Source organism: Marinomonas sp. ATLA20 (assembly GCF_057180105.1).
This window is the reverse complement of sequence record NZ_JBXUKU010000005.1, coordinates 202,337-219,511: the sequence shown is the minus strand read 5'-3', so window position 1 is coordinate 219,511 and position 17,175 is coordinate 202,337. Positions and strand designations below refer to the sequence as shown.

The 17,175-nt window shown below is 42.8% G+C and carries 19 protein-coding genes; 4 read left to right on the top strand and 15 right to left on the bottom strand.

The features are described 5' to 3' along the window. Positions 1-3: 3 nt before the first annotated feature. Positions 4-183: a 50S ribosomal protein L32 gene (gene rpmF, locus AC2A4J_RS10660; RefSeq protein ID WP_072839128.1), complete on the bottom strand. Its 180-nt coding sequence runs from the start codon at positions 181-183 to the stop codon at positions 4-6. Between the two features lie 17 nt (positions 184-200). Next, positions 201-722: a YceD family protein gene (locus tag AC2A4J_RS10655; protein ID WP_255829098.1), complete on the bottom strand. Its 522-nt coding sequence runs from the start codon at positions 720-722 to the stop codon at positions 201-203. Positions 723-859: 137 nt separating this feature from the next. On the opposite strand from AC2A4J_RS10655, the gene AC2A4J_RS10650 reads away from it, so the two are divergent. After that, positions 860-1,462, top strand: a complete 603-nt coding sequence (locus AC2A4J_RS10650; RefSeq protein ID WP_255829097.1) for a Maf family protein — start codon at positions 860-862, stop codon at positions 1,460-1,462. 9 nt (positions 1,463-1,471) lie between these two features. Here the strand turns inward: AC2A4J_RS10650 and AC2A4J_RS10645 are convergent, their stop codons facing one another. From AC2A4J_RS10645 to dinG, 9 genes are all read right to left on the bottom strand, one after another. Next, positions 1,472-2,392, bottom strand: coding sequence for a patatin-like phospholipase family protein (locus AC2A4J_RS10645; protein WP_484175980.1), 921 nt, complete (start codon positions 2,390-2,392; stop codon positions 1,472-1,474). 9 nt (positions 2,393-2,401) lie between these two features. Further along, positions 2,402-3,193: a DUF4892 domain-containing protein gene (locus AC2A4J_RS10640; protein WP_484175979.1), complete on the bottom strand. Its 792-nt coding sequence runs from the start codon at positions 3,191-3,193 to the stop codon at positions 2,402-2,404. A gap of 40 nt (positions 3,194-3,233) precedes the next feature. Continuing rightward, the gene (locus AC2A4J_RS10635) at positions 3,234-4,097 is read right to left on the bottom strand and encodes an alpha/beta fold hydrolase (RefSeq protein WP_484175978.1); all 864 of its coding nucleotides are present in this window, start codon (positions 4,095-4,097) and stop codon (positions 3,234-3,236) included. Between the two features lie 38 nt (positions 4,098-4,135). Then, positions 4,136-4,615 (bottom strand): phosphohistidine phosphatase SixA, encoded by a 480-nt coding sequence (sixA, locus tag AC2A4J_RS10630; protein ID WP_484175977.1) that lies wholly within the window; start codon positions 4,613-4,615, stop codon positions 4,136-4,138. Then, the gene (locus tag AC2A4J_RS10625) at positions 4,602-4,886 is read right to left on the bottom strand and encodes a DUF4389 domain-containing protein (protein WP_255829092.1); all 285 of its coding nucleotides are present in this window, start codon (positions 4,884-4,886) and stop codon (positions 4,602-4,604) included. The genes sixA and AC2A4J_RS10625 overlap by 14 nt, the downstream gene beginning before the upstream one ends. Next, the gene (locus AC2A4J_RS10620; protein ID WP_255829091.1) at positions 4,879-5,907 is read right to left on the bottom strand and encodes an NAD(P)H-dependent glycerol-3-phosphate dehydrogenase; all 1,029 of its coding nucleotides are present in this window, start codon (positions 5,905-5,907) and stop codon (positions 4,879-4,881) included. The genes AC2A4J_RS10625 and AC2A4J_RS10620 overlap by 8 nt, the downstream gene beginning before the upstream one ends. Before the next feature lie 52 nt (positions 5,908-5,959). Then, positions 5,960-7,381, bottom strand: a complete 1,422-nt coding sequence (locus AC2A4J_RS10615; protein WP_255829089.1) for a protein adenylyltransferase SelO — start codon at positions 7,379-7,381, stop codon at positions 5,960-5,962. 28 nt (positions 7,382-7,409) lie between these two features. Next, on the bottom strand, positions 7,410-8,774 hold the full coding sequence (locus AC2A4J_RS10610) for a DEAD/DEAH box helicase (RefSeq protein WP_484175976.1): 1,365 nt from the start codon (positions 8,772-8,774) through the stop codon (positions 7,410-7,412). Positions 8,775-8,870: 96 nt separating this feature from the next. Further along, positions 8,871-10,994: an ATP-dependent DNA helicase DinG gene (dinG, locus tag AC2A4J_RS10605; RefSeq protein WP_484175975.1), complete on the bottom strand. Its 2,124-nt coding sequence runs from the start codon at positions 10,992-10,994 to the stop codon at positions 8,871-8,873. A 69-nt stretch (positions 10,995-11,063) separates the two neighbouring features. Here dinG and lexA point away from each other — a divergent pair, with 69 nt between their 5' ends. Continuing rightward, positions 11,064-11,687, top strand: coding sequence for a transcriptional repressor LexA (lexA, locus tag AC2A4J_RS10600; RefSeq protein WP_255829086.1), 624 nt, complete (start codon positions 11,064-11,066; stop codon positions 11,685-11,687). Positions 11,688-11,804: 117 nt separating this feature from the next. On the opposite strand, the gene AC2A4J_RS10595 is transcribed toward lexA, so the two are convergent. From AC2A4J_RS10595 to topA, 3 genes are read right to left on the bottom strand one after another with little or no spacing between them, the layout of a single operon-like run. Further along, on the bottom strand, positions 11,805-12,071 hold the full coding sequence (locus AC2A4J_RS10595; protein ID WP_484175974.1) for a hypothetical protein: 267 nt from the start codon (positions 12,069-12,071) through the stop codon (positions 11,805-11,807). A gap of 2 nt (positions 12,072-12,073) precedes the next feature. After that, entirely contained in the window at positions 12,074-12,544 is a 471-nt protein-coding gene (locus tag AC2A4J_RS10590; RefSeq protein WP_484175973.1) for a DUF6586 family protein, read from the bottom strand. Continuing rightward, complete coding sequence (gene topA, locus AC2A4J_RS10585; RefSeq protein WP_484175972.1) at positions 12,541-15,171, bottom strand: type I DNA topoisomerase; 2,631 nt, start codon at positions 15,169-15,171, stop codon at positions 12,541-12,543. The genes AC2A4J_RS10590 and topA overlap by 4 nt, the downstream gene beginning before the upstream one ends. A gap of 190 nt (positions 15,172-15,361) precedes the next feature. Here topA and AC2A4J_RS10580 point away from each other — a divergent pair, with 190 nt between their 5' ends. Next, positions 15,362-16,114 carry a DNA topoisomerase I gene (locus AC2A4J_RS10580; RefSeq protein ID WP_255829082.1) on the top strand — a complete coding sequence of 251 codons (753 nt, stop codon included), beginning with the start codon at positions 15,362-15,364 and terminating at the stop codon, positions 16,112-16,114. 36 nt (positions 16,115-16,150) lie between these two features. Here AC2A4J_RS10580 and AC2A4J_RS10575 read toward each other — a convergent pair whose 3' ends face one another. Beyond that, positions 16,151-16,639, bottom strand: a complete 489-nt coding sequence (locus AC2A4J_RS10575; RefSeq protein ID WP_255829081.1) for a hypothetical protein — start codon at positions 16,637-16,639, stop codon at positions 16,151-16,153. A gap of 62 nt (positions 16,640-16,701) precedes the next feature. On the opposite strand from AC2A4J_RS10575, the gene AC2A4J_RS10570 reads away from it, so the two are divergent. Continuing rightward, positions 16,702-17,142 (top strand): universal stress protein, encoded by a 441-nt coding sequence (locus AC2A4J_RS10570; RefSeq protein ID WP_255829080.1) that lies wholly within the window; start codon positions 16,702-16,704, stop codon positions 17,140-17,142. Positions 17,143-17,175 lie beyond the last annotated feature (33 nt).

Here is a 17,175-nt window from a genome sequence, read left to right as displayed (position 1 = left end):
TAGTTACTCACCTTTTGGGGTGATAACTTGACGGCCACGGTAAAAACCATCTGCAGAAATATGGTGACGACGGTGAAGTTCACCAGTTGTCTTTTCTACAGAAAGAGTTGGACCTGTCAAAGCATCGTGTGAACGGCGCTGGCCGCGACGTGAACGAGTTACTTTACTTTTTTGTACTGCCATTTTTGGAGCTCCTAACTTTACTTGGCCTTTAATTGGGCCAATATACTAAATGGATTCGGTTTTTCGCCATCCGGTGCGTCATCGGTAGACGAGGCATACTTTACAGCTGTTGGGTTGCAACCACTTTCTTCGTGATAGGCGACAATTGGTAGCGCAAGTATAATTTCTTGCTCAACCATATCTGCCAAAATTACTTCACCATCGGTCATGACAACAGGATCGTAATTGTTTGGTAGATTCTTAGCATGATCTTCGTCATAAACGAATGCCAGCGACAAATCTATCTCCAGATCATGTGAAACAGCCCCCATACAACGTTGACAAACAACCTGTACTTGAGCGGTTAATGAACCGGTAGCAATATAGCGCCTATCCTCATCAACTCTAAAGTCTAGATGAATAAAAGCATTACCCTCATCTGAGGCTAATATAGCACAAAGCTCCTTAAATTGATTAAGGTGCAAGTACCCGTCGATCGCTTGCTCATGGCTAGCGTATTTACGAGGGTCAAAATATTTAGGTAACGTATCATTCAACATGGCGGGGGATAATATTGCTAAGGGCCCTTTTTGTCAAAGTCTAACTGCTCTTAAAGCACTTTTTTTCACTTTTTTAAGCCATTAGACACAAAAAAAAGTAAAATACCCATTCATCCCAATAAAACGATTATAAAACAATGCAAAAAAAACTCATATTAGGCTCATCTTCTCCTTATCGAAAAGCACTCTTAGAACGCCTAAAAATCCCATTTGAATGCCATTCACCTAATATTGATGAAAGCCCATTAAGTCAAGAATCCGCCATTGATTTAGTAAAACGCCTCAGCGTCGCCAAAGCCCACGCTGTTGACTTTGCTCGCCAGCAAAACACACCGAATTCAAACGACCTAATTATCACTTCCGATCAAGTTGCTGTGTTAAATGGACAAATTTTAGGAAAACCACATACAACTGAAAACGCAATCAACCAGCTTTCTAGTTTTAGCGGCAAAAAAGTCAGCTTTTTAACTGGCCTCTGTGTTTTTAATCAGCAAGACCGCTCTTATCAATACACGTTAAACGAATACCACGTTCATTTTAGAGTGCTAACAACTGCAGAGATTACACAATACGTATCTATAGAGCAGCCTCTCGATTGCGCCGGCAGTTTTAAGTGCGAAGGTTTAGGCGTGTGCCTTTTTGAAAAAATGGAAGGCGATGACCCAAACAGCCTAATTGGACTACCACTCATATCTTTATCTAAATTACTCAGAGACATAGGGGTAAACCCTATAGGCTAATAGCAGTAGCTAATAGCCTTTTGGGAATGAAAAATAACTCGACTTTGGTGACTCTAGACCATCAATCGCTTTTAAAGCAGTCTTATATCCAAATTCAACCAATTCTTTGGCTCGCCAAAATTCATAGAAACCAGAGACATCCTTAGGTATTGATATGAGCAGATCTGGCGGATATCCAGCTAATTTATATTGAGTAAGAGATTCTTGCATCGTCTCAAACATCATATTTATAGTTTGTAATCGCCCCCAACTTTCTGGGGAATACTTTACTTTATCATCTGTTCCATCTTTATTTTTCCCAAAAAAGCCTTTAGTACTCAGCCACCAAGCAGGGCCTTCTTGCTCACTTTCAGAAATATTATTGATGACTTGCTCTGCTGGTCCATTGAGATCAACAGCCACTATATAGTCCGCTCCGGCAGGTACTGAAGGAATTATAGGTAAAGGGTTCAATACCCCTCCATCGACATACATGCGACCATTAAGCGTCACAGGCAACACCAGAGACGGTATAGCAGATGACGCACGCATTGAATTTATTAAATCTCCTCGCTGAAACCAAAATTCTTTCTGATTCAATAGGTCGACAGCAACCGATGTATAAGAAATAGGTAAAGATTCAATAGTTGGTTCTCCTATCAAATCTTGAATTTTCTCGAAAAAACGATCACCTTTTACATAGCCACCGTTTAAAATAGACATATCCAATAGACGAATTACATTCATTCGATCCAAAGATTCCGCCCACTCACGATACTCAGACAGCTTTCCAGCTGCATAAACACCACCAACAATTGCCCCAATAGAGCAACCAGAGATGCTGACGATATCATATCCACTATCTTCAAAAGCCTGAATCACACCTATGTGCGCATTACCACGCGCTGCACCACTCCCTAAAACCAGAGCAACTGTTTTTTTCGTATTCACCATTACCGCCTAAGGACGAGCATAAACAAAAGATATGCGATTTACACCAAGAGATTCGCGACCAAGATCCGCTAAATTAATAAATCTTACCTTATCCTTTAATCGATCACCAAGCCCCGCCGACACAGTTGAAATAAGTTGATCACCGCTTTTAATAGCACTTAAACCACCAGTTTTTTGACTGGTAACAAAACCAACTACATTTTGCCCAGCAGGTAAATCATTAACAAAACGGCGAATTCTAGGGATATCTTCAACATCCATTTGAGCAACAATATCAAACTCTGTATCGTTTGCCTCAGTGGACTTCACTTCATCCAAACGAACCATTACGTCACCTGCGCCTCGACGATTAATATATAAAATCTGGTAAACATCCTGATTATTCTTAACCACCAACAGAAACTGACTTTGATCCGAACCATACAAAAGGTAATCACCGAAGAAGTTATTCGCCCAAGCATTACTGCTCCCACAACTCCTACTCTCACATTCAAACAGGATACTGCGCTCGTCAGTTAACATTTGGGAACGATAATGAGCATACACATCGGATATAAGTGCATTACGGTTGATTTTATACAGCGACGAGAAGTAATCGCCCTTTAAGCGAATAACTGTTTCTGGCTCCCACCCCCTACCAGCACGCTGAATCTTGCTCAGCGGAATCTCAACAAACTGCTCAGCTAGAGAGCTACTTTTAACCAACTGAGCCTCTCGGTAGGGATCAACGCCTGCCCCAGCAATCGAAACACTACTAAAAGCAGCCAATAGATATATTACGCTACGAAATTTGACCATATAACCTTCCTTTCATCCTAAGCAAGGATGGGTTAACGCATTAGTTTTGATCTATAAATCGCTGAATTTCAGTCGCTACTGCAAAACAAGTATCGGGTTCAAGGTGAAAATGATGGTTTCCCTCAAGCCATTTCAATTTAATCCATGGGAATTGGGCAGCTCGTTTCTCAACCAATTGATGGTCGTTTTGATAAATCCCATCTTTTGCCACTAGAGCCAAAGTAGGACACTTTATCTCCTGAATAAAAGCCTGAACACTTTCTTCATCCATTCGAAAAGGAGAAGGGAATGTCAATTTCCCATCGTGTCGCCACGTCCAAATACCATCGTCATTCTGCTTGGCACCACGTTCAACTAACAATCTCGAGCCGGATCTGGATAATTGAGTAAAACCTTCCATTCTAGCTGACACCATAGCTTCTTTGGTTGGATAACTGGTTTCTCTGTTTAAGCGATACTTTGCCATTTTGTTCACAGCACGCTGCAGCGTCACAACTCGACTTTCAGGAGAGCCACTTAAAGGCCCCATATTATCCAACACAATCAGACCGCGAACTTTATCTGGAGCAATCGCCGCGACCAACATAGCCACAGCGCCCCCCATACTATGACCAATCAACCAAACACTTTGCTTGGACTGATTCAAAATAGACACCACATCCAAAACGTAATCCCACAAATGATAAAAACTTCCTGCCGGACGATGTAACGATAAGCCATGCCCCGCAAGATCTAAGGCAATATGAGAGAAATCAGACAAATGAGGGGATAAATTAGTGAAGCTGGCAGCATTATCAAGCCAACCATGCAATGACAACACCTTTAGTGCAGAAGTGTTTTTAGGTAACCATTGAAGCGCGGCGATTTCTGTATGCGCCAGCTTATAAACAATTTCATTTCCCATACTTGTTTTTTTACCAACCATTAAATTCTATTAATAATTTATGATGGTGAGACACACCAACGGAATTGACAGCATGCCCGCGCCAGAAACTCACCCTCAACAGCAGCAATCGTCCCCGTTGTCATAGCAAAACTAACAGGCAAAGGCTCATCAACTAGAAAGTCGACAAACTGATGCGCAAAAGGCTGATGAGTAACTAATAAGATGGATTCATAAGGCTGGTCATTCAGCCAATTCGCCACATCCATTTCGCGACCATCAGGTGTGATAAGAGAGCTATCTTTAACCTCAACAGAAACATCAAGATCCGCCAAAAAAACCTTCGCTGTTTGTTGCGCCCGTATGTAAGGGCTGACAAAAACAACATCAAACTGTTCGCCTTTACTGCGAAAAGCTCGGGCAGCCGTTTTCACTTCAGCCACCCCAAGCTCAGTTAACTCTCGACGCTCATCTTTATCATAGCCATATGGCTGAGCGTTACCATGACGCAGGACATAAAGACGCTTAGGCTTCTTCATCCGCATCTACCTGAGGCCATGGTTGAAATGGAAAAGGTTTCTCTTCTGACCCAAAAGACAAGAATGAAAAAATTTGCCCAATAAATGCTGTCATCGCTTTTAGCCAAGACGATAACATCACAGGCTCATGCTTCGAGCCCAACTTCACCAAGCTTACTAAAATAAGCAAAACACCAAATACAGTGACAGCAACGTTTAAAACGACCCAATAGATCAACATAAAAATCACACGAAACCAAAAACCCTGATCAGCATAACCTGGTTTAGACATTGTTATTCCCCTCATTTGTCGCAAATTCGACATCCCATTTTTGCTCACCAGTCATCATTGACCCGATCAATGATTCCAGCTTGGCACCTTTAAACAATAATTTAGACAAACCTTCCGCAAGCGGCATATACAAGCCGTGTTTGTTGGCTTCTTCTACCACCATCTTCAGGGTGTTCACCCCTTCTGCTACCTCTCCAATTCCACCCACAGCCTCGTTCAAATTTTGACCTGATCCGATGGCAAATCCAACACGGTAGTTTCGACTCAAAGGTGATGTACAGGTCGCAATTAAGTCCCCCATCCCCGCTAATCCAAGAAACGTCATTGGGTTAGCACCAAAATGCACGGCAAAGCGACTCATCTCAGCCAGACTTCGAGTCATAATCATCGACATTGTGTTTTCGCCAACATTTAGAGCTTTGGCAAGGCCACAGACAATGGCATAGATATTTTTTAGCGCGCCGGCCAACTCAACACCCGTACTATCAATATTCTCATAAACTCGAAAAGTCGGCGATTTCAACAATTCAATAACACGCTGACGCACATTATCATCAGCACTAGCGATGACAGACCCAGTCATTTGACCTGCTGCGATCTCCTTGGCTAAATTTGGACCGCTTAATACACCTATTTTTTGAGTAATAGGGTTTCGACGCAAAACATCACTCATAAGTTCAAATCGATTTGGATTAAACCCCTTGGTGGTGCTAATTAATATTTTATCCGCAGTCAATAAAGGTTCGATGCGCTGCACAACCTGCTCGAATGATTTAGACGGTATAGACACAAAAACGGTATCGCTATCGCGGATTGCTTGTTCCAAATTACTGGTCGCTAATAACTCGCGGTGCAATGGTGCATTTGGCAAATAGCGACTATTCAAACCTGTCAGATTAATTTCTTCAACCTGCTCTTCATTGCGCATCCACTGGCTAACTTGATGACCATTTTTTGCCATAATATTCGCCAAGGCGGTACCAAAACTACCACCACCCAATACACATACAGAATGCTTCATAATGACTGCTTCTCTTTTAAAATATCGTCAAACCATATAAAAATGCACGAAACTAAGACGAACAACTCACCTCTAGAGATTTCCCCCACTCAGGCGCCCTTTGCGCAAGAGCATCTGACTCAGGATGCTCATCAAAAGGATGAGTAAGTACGTTTAATAAACGACGGAATGGTAAGTAATCACCTTGTTCAGCAGCAAGAATCGCATCATGAGCCAAATAGTTTCTTAGTATAAATTTAGGGTTTATAGCCAACATGGAATTACCGACTTCAGACCACGCTGAACCGCCTTTCACTCGCGCAAGCTCATATCGCTCAAGCCAAGAAGACAGTTTTTCTCGATCAACAACCTCGTCGAGCAAAAGCGAATAATCCCCCTGTTCAATATGACTCAATAAACGGAAAAAGACGGTATAATCCATTTTTTCCACAGCCAATATTGAAAATAGTATCGGCAACAATTCGTGTACTTCTTGTACTGAGTTTAGACCCATTTTCTCCATCATCAATGAATCATAATGAGCCTGTAACTCTGGCTCATAAGATTGCAATATAGCAATCAGCTGATCCCTTTCCAGATGCTTGGAAAAACATCTCATCAAGCAATTAAGATTCCATAAACCAACGCCTGGCTGGCGCGAAAACGCATAACGCCCTTCATAGTCAGAATGATTGCAAACCCAATTAGGTTCATAATCTTCCATGAAGCCATAAGGGCCATAATCGATGGTTTCACCCGTGAAAGAAAAATTATCGGTATTCATCACGCCATGCTGAAAACCAATTGCCTGCCATTTAGCAATCATTCTTGCGGTACGCTTTACCACTTCGATCAACATGCTTTCTAAGGGGGCATCTGTCGCCAAGCATTCAGGATAATAATGTTTAAGGCAGTAATCGATAAGCTGTTCCAGTTCCGCCTGTTTACCCTGATAAAAAAAGTATTCAAAGTGGCCAAAGCGAATATGCCCTTGTGCCACTCTGAGCAGCATAGCGCCAGCCTCAGGCGTTTCTCGATACACCGCCTCTCGACTATCATAAAGCGCCAAAGCACGAGAAGAAGGCACCGACAACGCCGCCATCCCCTCACTGGCTAAGTATTCACGAATACAAGATCGTAAAACGGCACGACCATCGGCGCGTCGAGAATAAGGCGTTGGACCCGCGCCTTTCATATGCAAATCATACAAAAGACCATCTTCTCCACGAACCTCCCCTAGCAGCACACCACGGCCATCACCCAGCTGAGGCGAAAAACCACCAAATTGATGACCTGCGTAGACCATACTCAGGCTGGAAGGCAGAGCCTCCTCACCACTTAAAAGTCGTTTGGTTTCATTCGATTTAATATCAATAGACAGAAAGCTAGCGAGCGATTGGTTAAACTCTACCAATCGCTGCTCAAGAAGTGGCTGGATGAGAGTTTTCGAAGAAAACGCCTCACCCAAACTTGCAAAGTGGTGTTCTAAATTCATCTTATCTCACTTAAAAATTAAGCGATTTTTATAAAGATGTATCTACCATGTATTCACAGCGGATACTCTCACCGACGACTCTTTCGATTTCAGGAATCATGAAAGAATCATCTTCGCTGGCAAAGCTTACTGATTTACCCATTTCACCACCACGACCAGTACGACCAATGCGATGCACGTAATCTTCTGGATCTTCTGGTAATGAGTAATTAACCACTAGCTCTACGTTATCTACGTGAATTCCACGCCCAGCAACATCAGTAGCAACAAGTACTTGAATGGTGCCATCTTTGAAATTAGCCAAGGTTTTCACTCGTTTATCTTGCGCCACTTCGCCAGATAAAATCGCGCAATTAATATTTGCCTTGCGCAAACGCTCATACAGATCACGAGTTTCATCACGACGGTTAGCAAAAATGATAGTACGTTGTCCGCCATTTTTTTCGATCAACTGTTGCAATACCGGCCACTTCTGATCTGCTTCTACAGTATAGATGACCTGATCAATATTTTGGTTTGTCGCCTCTTTGGGCACAACAGAGACTTCTTTTGGAAAGTAGGTCCACTGTTGCGCTAGTGCCTGTATGTCTTTAGGGAAGGTCGCACTAAACAACATAGTTTGTCTTGTTTCTTTATGTGGCGTCATACGAATAATGCTTTTCACATCCGGAATAAAGCCCATGGACAGCATGCGGTCAGCCTCATCAAGCACTAAACATTCCACTTTACCCAATTGCACTTTGCGGCTACGAGCAAAGTCCAACAAACGACCAGGTGTTGCAACCAAGATATCAACATTTTCTGTTTCTAATGCAATTTTCTGTTTTTCATAGCTCAAACCGCCAACCAAAGTCACGACATTCAAATGACAATTTGAGGTTAACTTCACCGCTTCATCAGCGATCTGTATCGCCAACTCACGCGTCGGTGCGATAATCAAACCACGAGCAAAATTATTCGATCGTTTTTCTTCCAGCGGATAATCAAGAAAATCACTAATCATTGCTATGAGAAATGCAGCCGTTTTACCCGTACCCGTTTGTGCTTGACCAATAATGTCATAACCCAAGAGCGTCATCGGTAAGGTTTCTGCCTGAATTTCACTGCAATATTCAAACCCCATTTCAGAAATAGACTTTATCACTCGATCAGGAAGGTTTAAGTCATGGAAGCGCATCTTGCCTTCAACTTCCGCCACCGGAAAGTCTTCAATAGACCAAACTTTAGAGTTTGCATTACCTGTAGGCTTAGTATCATTGCTTGCTTGCGTATCAGCCTGAACACTTGCCGTATTATCATCTTGCTTTTTTGGACGCTTATTTGGGCGACGTGTACGTTTTGGCTTTGGTTTTGCTGTCGTTTCTTGTGGTGCTTCTTGAGTTTGGTTTTCCATATTGGAATCTATACGCTTCTATTGTGTTTTGAGGTTAATAATCTGTGCTAGGAGTGTACCTAATTGGTAAAGCTTTATCACCCCTTGCGTACCAAACTACTGATACTTATACGGTGGTAGGCTATTAATTAACTGCGACCCGTATCGTTTTGTGCGTAAGCGCTTATCTAAAATATGTATTTCACCAGAGTCTTTTTCACTTCTTAAAAGACGCCCAGTTGCCTGCACTAAACGCAGAGACGCATCCGGTATAGTAATTTCCATGAACGGATTACCACCACGCTTTTGAATCCATTCAGCGAGTGTCGCTTCAACAGGATCATCTGGCACCGCAAAAGGAATTTTGGCGATGTATACACAGGTCAAATAATCACCGGGCAGATCCACTCCTTCCGCAAAACTGGCTAAACCGAGCAGCAAACTGCCTTTCCCGTCATCAATGCGGGATTTATGGGAATCTAAAATTACACGTTTAGATTGCTCACCTTGCATCAAAAGTATTTCTTGCAGTCCAGCCGAAACAGACTGAGCCACTTCCTCCATCTGACGACGAGAAGAAAACAGCACCAAACTGCCCTTTTCTGTGTTCACATGTTCATTTAAGTAAGCAACAATCTCGGCAGTATGCTGTTCTACTCGGTTTGGCTCATGCTCCATATTCGGCACCACCAAAAGACCATTTTCTTGGAAATTAAACGGGCTTATGACACGCAGATATTCGCTTTCCCGCGGTACGCCTGAGCGCATATTAAAACGATGAAATTGATTTAGCGCTGTCAACGTTGCCGAGGTCACTACAGCACCAAAGCATTTGTCCCAAAGCTGCTGCCTTAAGGTATTGGCTGCAAGTATTGGAGATGCGCCCAGTTCAATATCTTGTTCCATTCCTTGACCGGACAAAACTAACCAGCGAGCATTTGGCGGGAAATTCTGATCATCTACTGTTGAGTAAAGTCGCCACAAGCCAACACATTGCTCCAGACGCCCCATAACAACACCCAAAATAGGCTGCCAAGTTTCCGCCGTTTCAGGCGTCACTCCCATGCCTTCATTTTGCTTCGTTTTTTTACACTCGTCTTGAATACTTTCTATATTGTTAAATAGTTTTTGATAGGACGTTTGTAGGCTATAAGCCAACTGGCGCAATTCATCTGGCACCAGACCAAATTCAAACCGATGTTGATTGTTTTCTTGATCCAAACCCAACCCCTGAATATAAGGAGCCAAGCCTTGTTGCGCATATTGGATAAAGTTAACAATACTTTGTATTTGCTGTGGGATTTTTAACAAAAGCTGGCCAGTCAAACTGACATCATCGGTTAACTCCTGCTTCAAATTAACTAGATTTTTCTCCAGTTGACGTAACCAAGTAATACTTTGTTGTAAACGAACTTCATGACGGAAATGTCCAATAGCCTTATCAGGAAGATGATGCCCCTCATCAAAAACGTAGATAGTTTCTTTTGGTGGGGTAAGAATCGCACCACCACCCAATGACAAGTCTGCCAACACCAAATCATGGTTAGCTACAATCACATCCGCGACTTCAATCTCAGCGCGCGCTTTAAAAAACGGACAAGCGGAATAATTAGCGCAATTTCGATTAGTACACTGCTGATGATCGGTTGTTAAACGTCGCCAATCCTGGTCTCGAACAATGCCAGACCAGTTATCTTTATCACCATCCCATTCACCTTTTGACAAAGCGGCATCCATTTCTTGATACAGAACAGTATTAACGTCATCTGAGTGAAGGTGCTGTTCAAATAGGCCCGCAAACATATCCTCCATGGCCAGCTCTTCTGATCCTAAAAAACCTTCGAGGTTATTCAAGCAAAGATAGCGGCCTCGGCCTTTAGCAAGCGTGTACTTGAACGAGAGTTCAGTATGCTCAAGCAAGTCTGGTAATTCTTTATGTAAAATCTGCTCTTGGAGTGCAACTGTCGCAGTAGAAATAATTAATTTGAGGCCACGTGCCTTAGCAATTGGTATTGCGGCAAGACAATACGACAGGGTCTTACCCGTACCCGTACCCGCCTCAATTACGGCAACATGCTTCTCCTCAAGCCGTTCGCCTTCAGAACCTTGTCTAATGTTGCCCAAGGTTCGAGCGATTGCACCAATCATCTGGCGCTGTCCAGCCCTTGGTTTATGGGACTTCGCATCCAAAGATGCTCGGTATGCAAGTTGAATCTGTTTTTTTAGTTCGTCTGAAAGCATTTATATCATTGAGTATAGTTAGGAATGCTGTATATAATAACAGTAACTGTATAAACAACCAGATAACCTATGATTAAATTAACCAAAAGACAATCTGACGTACTAGAAACCATTCGCGAATTTATAAGTGAAACAGGTTTTCCACCGACTAGAGCAGAAATAGCACGCCGGCTTGGGTTTAAATCCCCAAATGCAGCCGAAGAGCACCTAAAAGCCCTATGCAAAAAAGGCGCTATAGAGATGCTTTCTGGCGCATCTAGAGGAATACGCTTAGTCGATCGCGCATCAAATGATGAGCCCGTTGACGACCTTGGCTTACCTGTCATAGGCAAAGTCGCTGCAGGTTACCCTATTTTGGCTCAGGAAAACATTGCTTCGCATGTAAACATTCCAGCGAGTATGTTTTCTCCGCAAGCGGATTACTTCTTGTCTGTATCAGGCACTAGCATGAAAGACATTGGCATAATGGAAGGTGATCTCTTAGCCGTTCACAAAACCACCACCGTGCGCAATGGACAAATTGTCGTTGCTCGTATTGGTGACGAAGTAACCGTTAAGCGTTTCGAGCAGAAAGGCAGTATCGTTAGGCTCATTCCTGAAAACGAAGAGTTCAGCGACATCCTTGTTGACCTTGAAAGCGAAGAGTTTGCAATTGAAGGCCTATCGGTAGGTGTCATTCGCCAAGGACTTTGAATACTCCCATTCGCTTCAACACTAGATAAATAAAAAAGCGAAGCTTATGCTTCGCTTTTTTATTTGAGCCTATATTGCGTCCATCAGTTTCATTACAGCTGATTTAGGGTCGCTTATTCAGTGCAAAATTTTAGGACGAAAATCTTCATCATCAAGATATTCCGAGTCATCGTCAAAAAACGAATCATCCGAATAAACAAAATCAATGCCTGCATGAAACATACATTTCGCTAATTCAAAATAACGATCCTTTAGATAAGACCGAGTATCATCTGATATTTGCAATGTTGCTAATGGAACGGTTTCCTCACCATCTTCACTGGCTGGACGCAGCACGATATCGCCGTTATCTAGCTCAACAATTTCTAGGTAGGATTCTTTCATATTTAATACTCTGATGACTCTTCTCTAAAACGTAATACTAATTCAACCAACTTGGCTAAATATAAACTCACGGAAGCTCCCGCATCACTTCCACGCCCTATCAGGTTGTCGCTTTGAACCGCTGATGATATAGACGCACGACACTCGAACTGAACCAAATACGCCTGATCTAATTGGTAGCACCAAGAATTACTATGTGCTAGCAAATCAGCCAACTCAGCCAATACAGGAACAACGATTTGCTTGTTTTCAGACTCTGCCAGCAGCTTAGCAACGTCCAAGGATCCAGATAAAGAATAAGCAGCGGTTACTTCTTTTAACAAGCCGTTAAGAGCACTTCTCAACTGGAAAATAGCCGAGCTTTCTAGCCCGACTTTCAACCACACTTCATCAGTGTCTTGACTCTGCTTAATAAAACGCCTTGCCGTGTCCAGTTTTTGATTGGTTACGCTGGCTAAACTAGCACCACTCATTTTTTCTTACCTTCCTCAACAACCCATTTAGAACCAACATAAAATGCTTTCCAGCCTGTTGGTTTACCCTCATCGTTCTCCGTCATGACGTATTGCTCTTTCGTCTTACGGCTATAACGAATGATGGCTGGACGACCTTCGGAATCCTTTACTGGTGCTTTGGCAAAGAAATGGTATTTCGGGTCGATTTGATCCATATAAGGAAGCAGCTCTTTTACCATAGGCGCTCTTGTTTCCCGCTTGCGAGGGAACTGACTAGCAGCAAGGAATAAGCCCGTCGCACCATCACGAAGCACATAGTGATCTTCCACTTTCTGACAAGCAAGGTCAGGCATTGGCACAGGATCCATCTTCGGCGGCGCAGCTTCACCACTTTTCAGCAGCTTACGAGTGTTTTTGCACTCCTCGTTTGTACAGCCAAAGTATTTACCAAAGCGGCCTGTTTTAAGCTGCATTTCTGATTCACATTTATCGCATTCAAGCGTAGGACCGTCATAGCCTTTAATCTTGAAAACACCATGCTCAACTTCATAACCAGAACAAGCTGGGTTGTTACCACACACATGAAGCTTACGGCGCTCATCCATTAAGTAACTGTCCATAGCGGATCCGCAAATCTTACAACGATGTTTATTGATCAGCGCTTTAGACTCGCCTTCTTCATCATCGACCGCTATTGCTTCATCACCACGGGTCAGGTTTATGGTTGCTTTACAACGCTCTTTTGGCGGCAATGCATAACCAGAACAAGACATAAACACACCAGTACTAGCTGTACGAATCTGCATAGGTCTAGAGCATGTCGGGCATTCAATATCCGTTGGAGTCGGCTCATTTGGCATCATACCGCCATCTGGCGATTCCGCTTTAGCAAGCACAGAACTAAAATCTTTATAAAATGCATTAAGCGTTTTAATCCAATCTTTATGACCTTCAGCAATGTCATCTAACTGCTCTTCCATTTGAGCCGTAAAGCTGAAATTCATCAAAGAATTAAAGCTATCAACCAAACGTTCAGTAACAATATCACCCATTTTTTCAGCATAAAAACGACGATTTTCAACACGCACATAGCCACGATCTTGAATCGTAGAAATAATAGATGCGTAAGTTGATGGACGACCAATTCCACGCTTTTCGAGCTCTTTCACCAAACTTGCTTCACTAAAACGCGCTACAGGTTTAGTAAAATGCTGTTCAGGTAGCAACTCTTTAAGATCGAGATATTCACCCTGACCAACATCTGGCAAGATGTTATCTTCGCCTTTTTTAGCGACTGTCTGCATGGCACGAGTGTAACCATCAAAGCGTAAGATACGACCTTTCGCCTTGAATTCGTATTCGCCTGTAGTGACTGTGATAGTCGTCGACGTGTATTCCGCTGGCGTCATTTGACACGCCATAAATTGACTGCGGATCAAGTCGTATAAACGATGAGCGTCTTTTTCCATACCAAGCAAGTCATCAACACGTACATTTACATCAGAAGGTCGAATGGCTTCGTGAGCCTCTTGCGCACCTTCTTTGCTGCTGTAGCGGATAGGATCTGCTGGCAGATATGCTTCACCAAAGTTAGAAAGAATATAGCCTCTCAACGCCTCTACCGCATCAACACTTAAGTTTGTCGAGTCAGTACGCATATAGGTAATGTAACCACCTTCATACAGACGCTGAGCAAGCATCATGGTCTTCTTAACACCATAGCCCAAGCGCGTACTTGCTGCCTGCTGTAACGTAGAGGTGATAAACGGCGCAGAAGGTTTACTGCTGGTTGGTTTATCTTCTCGGCTGCTAACGAGGTATTTTGCATCATTTAAACGAGCAACATGCTCATCCGATTGAGCCTTGTTAACAGGACGATATTCTTTGTCTTGATATTTTGCCGCTTCAAACTTAATAACGTCTTTTGAAGGCGTAGCAAGCATGGCATCCAATTCCCAAAATTCATCAGGAACAAATGCACGAATCTCTTTTTCACGCTCAACGATTAAACGCACTGCAACGGACTGAACTCGTCCGGCAGACAACCCTCTTGCTACTTTAGACCAAAGCAACGGCGATACCATAAAGCCAACCACTCGATCTAAGAAACGACGAGCTTGTTGAGCATTGACTCGGTCCATGTCTAGTTCTGACGGCGTTTCAAAGGCTGCCTTGATGGCTTTTTTGGTGATCTCGTTAAAAACTACTCGCTTATAGCGAGTATCATCACCACCAATTGCTTCACGCAAATGCCACGCAATGGCCTCTCCCTCTCTATCCAAATCGGTTGCGAGATAGATGGTGTCTGCATTTTTCGCCAAACGCTTTAGCTCATCGACAACTTTTTCTTTGCCGGGCAAAATTTCATAGTGAGCCTTCCAGTTACTCTCTGGGTCAACTCCCATTCTAGAAATTAACTGTTTACGCGCTTTGCTACTTTTGTACTCAAGTTTTTCTTCCGGGCTCATTTTGCGCGTCAAAGCAGCCTGCTTTGCACGCTCTTGAGGCGTAGAGGTGGCAGTTGTACCTGATGGTAAGTCACGAATGTGTCCCACACTCGATTTGACAACAAAGTCGTTACCTAGGTATTTATTGATGGTTTTCGCCTTTGCTGGCGATTCCACGATAACCAGTGATTTTCCCATTGAACTGTGTAAGCCTTTTAATAAAGTAGGTCTGCAAATCCACGTTGCACGAAGTTTAATCTCTAGGGGCGCTGATATTAAGTAAACATCTTTTATATGACAAGGGATCCCTGTATTGTTTCACACATTAAATCTTGCTGAACTTAGTATTTCTTATTTAACATACTGAATTCGTTGCTTAAGGACAATCATGGCTACTCTTCAAATATTAACAATTGCATTCTTGATCATCATTGTACTTTTGTCAGTGGTCATTGGATCACGTGCCCACCAAAAAGAAAAAGAAATCACCGAACGTCGTGTAAAACAATTGCAATTATCAAATCGCGCAGATCGCGTTGAACAACATATTCGCGGTTTAAAAGATATTAATACCGATACCATTGCTACTGAAGTGCTTTATGATTTCTATCTAGACACACTTCGAGAGCTTCTGCAATATTCCGATGACCCTGAAAAAATTGAAGTTCGCATTGCAACTGCCGAAGAAAACAGAAACAACGACCCTATTCCATTCAATCCAGAGCCCGAAGCATTTAGCTTTCAAGAAAAAAGTAACTATAAAGAACGCCTTACCAAACTCGCTAAAATGTTGCTCTATTTACGTCGTAAAGGACGTATTAGTAACACCCATTATCAAGCCTGTTATGAATATCTTCGCTGGCTCAATCTATGGATTCAGCTAAATCGCCAAGTGGTTCAAGCGAATAAAAACTTTGCTGGTGGGGACATGCGCGTCGCCCAAACGCTTTATGGCGTCATCTTGTCACACCTTAAATCAGATGCAACAGAACGCCCAGAAAAAAACACGTTAAAAAACTTCATCACCGATCGAATGAAAGAAATTCTGTCGCCAACCATTGCCGCCATGGAGGCAAGCGAGAATCCGGAAGAAGCATTAACCGAGTTAATTAAAAACTTGGAACTGCCTAAGAGCTCTTAACACTTACCTATAAACTTCAGATCGTAGAGCGTGACGCTAAGCTGTGACGCTTTTCACCTCTACCAATGAATAAATTAATGACGACAATTCATCCAGAGTTTCTTCATCACCCGACTCATCCCAATATATAGAGACACTTCCCTGCGTTACTTTAATCCCAGCCAGTAATGCGCCATGCTTTTCCAACACTTTTTTAGCATCAGCCGTCAGTATAAATAATTTACTAGACCACCAGCCGTCAACCAAGGCATTATATTTCCATACTTCATAAGGCAACAGCCAAATACAATCAGGCAAGGAAGTAACGGGTTTCAAACGATAAAAAGAGTACGCGACTGTTTTTTGACGAATCAATGATTTATCCCACTTGTCAGGAAGGTCAATTGATGTAAGCTGAACAGTAAGACCAAGTTTTCGAGCATGCATACGTAAATCCATGCGCTGACGCTCTTTTTTAGGCGGCATTATCCATAACGCCGACCCCATTAAAGATAAAGTAATAAAAATAACGATAAGAGCGGTCATATTTTAATGTCTCTCTAGTTTTGAACTAAAATAAGTAAATGAGCCAAATTTGGAGGTGTTCTATGATGTATAACAGAATTTTACTCGCTGTTGACTTAACCGACGAAAGTATCAAGGTTGCTAACAAAGCCGTTGCACTGTGCAAAGCAACGGGTGCGGAACTTACCATACTTCATGTCATCGAATCACTTAATTATGCCTATGGTGGCGATGTTCCAATCGATATCACAGACATCCAAGCGCAATTGCAAGAGACAGCCAAAGAACGCATCGCCATCCTAGAAGCTCAACTGGACGTTCCTGTTCAGGAAAGCTGCATTTCACAAGGTGGCATAGAAAGCGAGATACACCGCATTGCTGAAGAAAAACGCGTTGATCTAATTGTTGTAGGCAGCCATGGTCGTCATGGTCTTGCTCTATTGCTAGGCTCTACAGCAAATGGCGTTCTACATGGCGCACCATGCGATGTACTGGCCGTTAAAGTGGTAAAAGACAGCGATTAACACACTTTGAACGCACCAATAAAAAAGGCGATG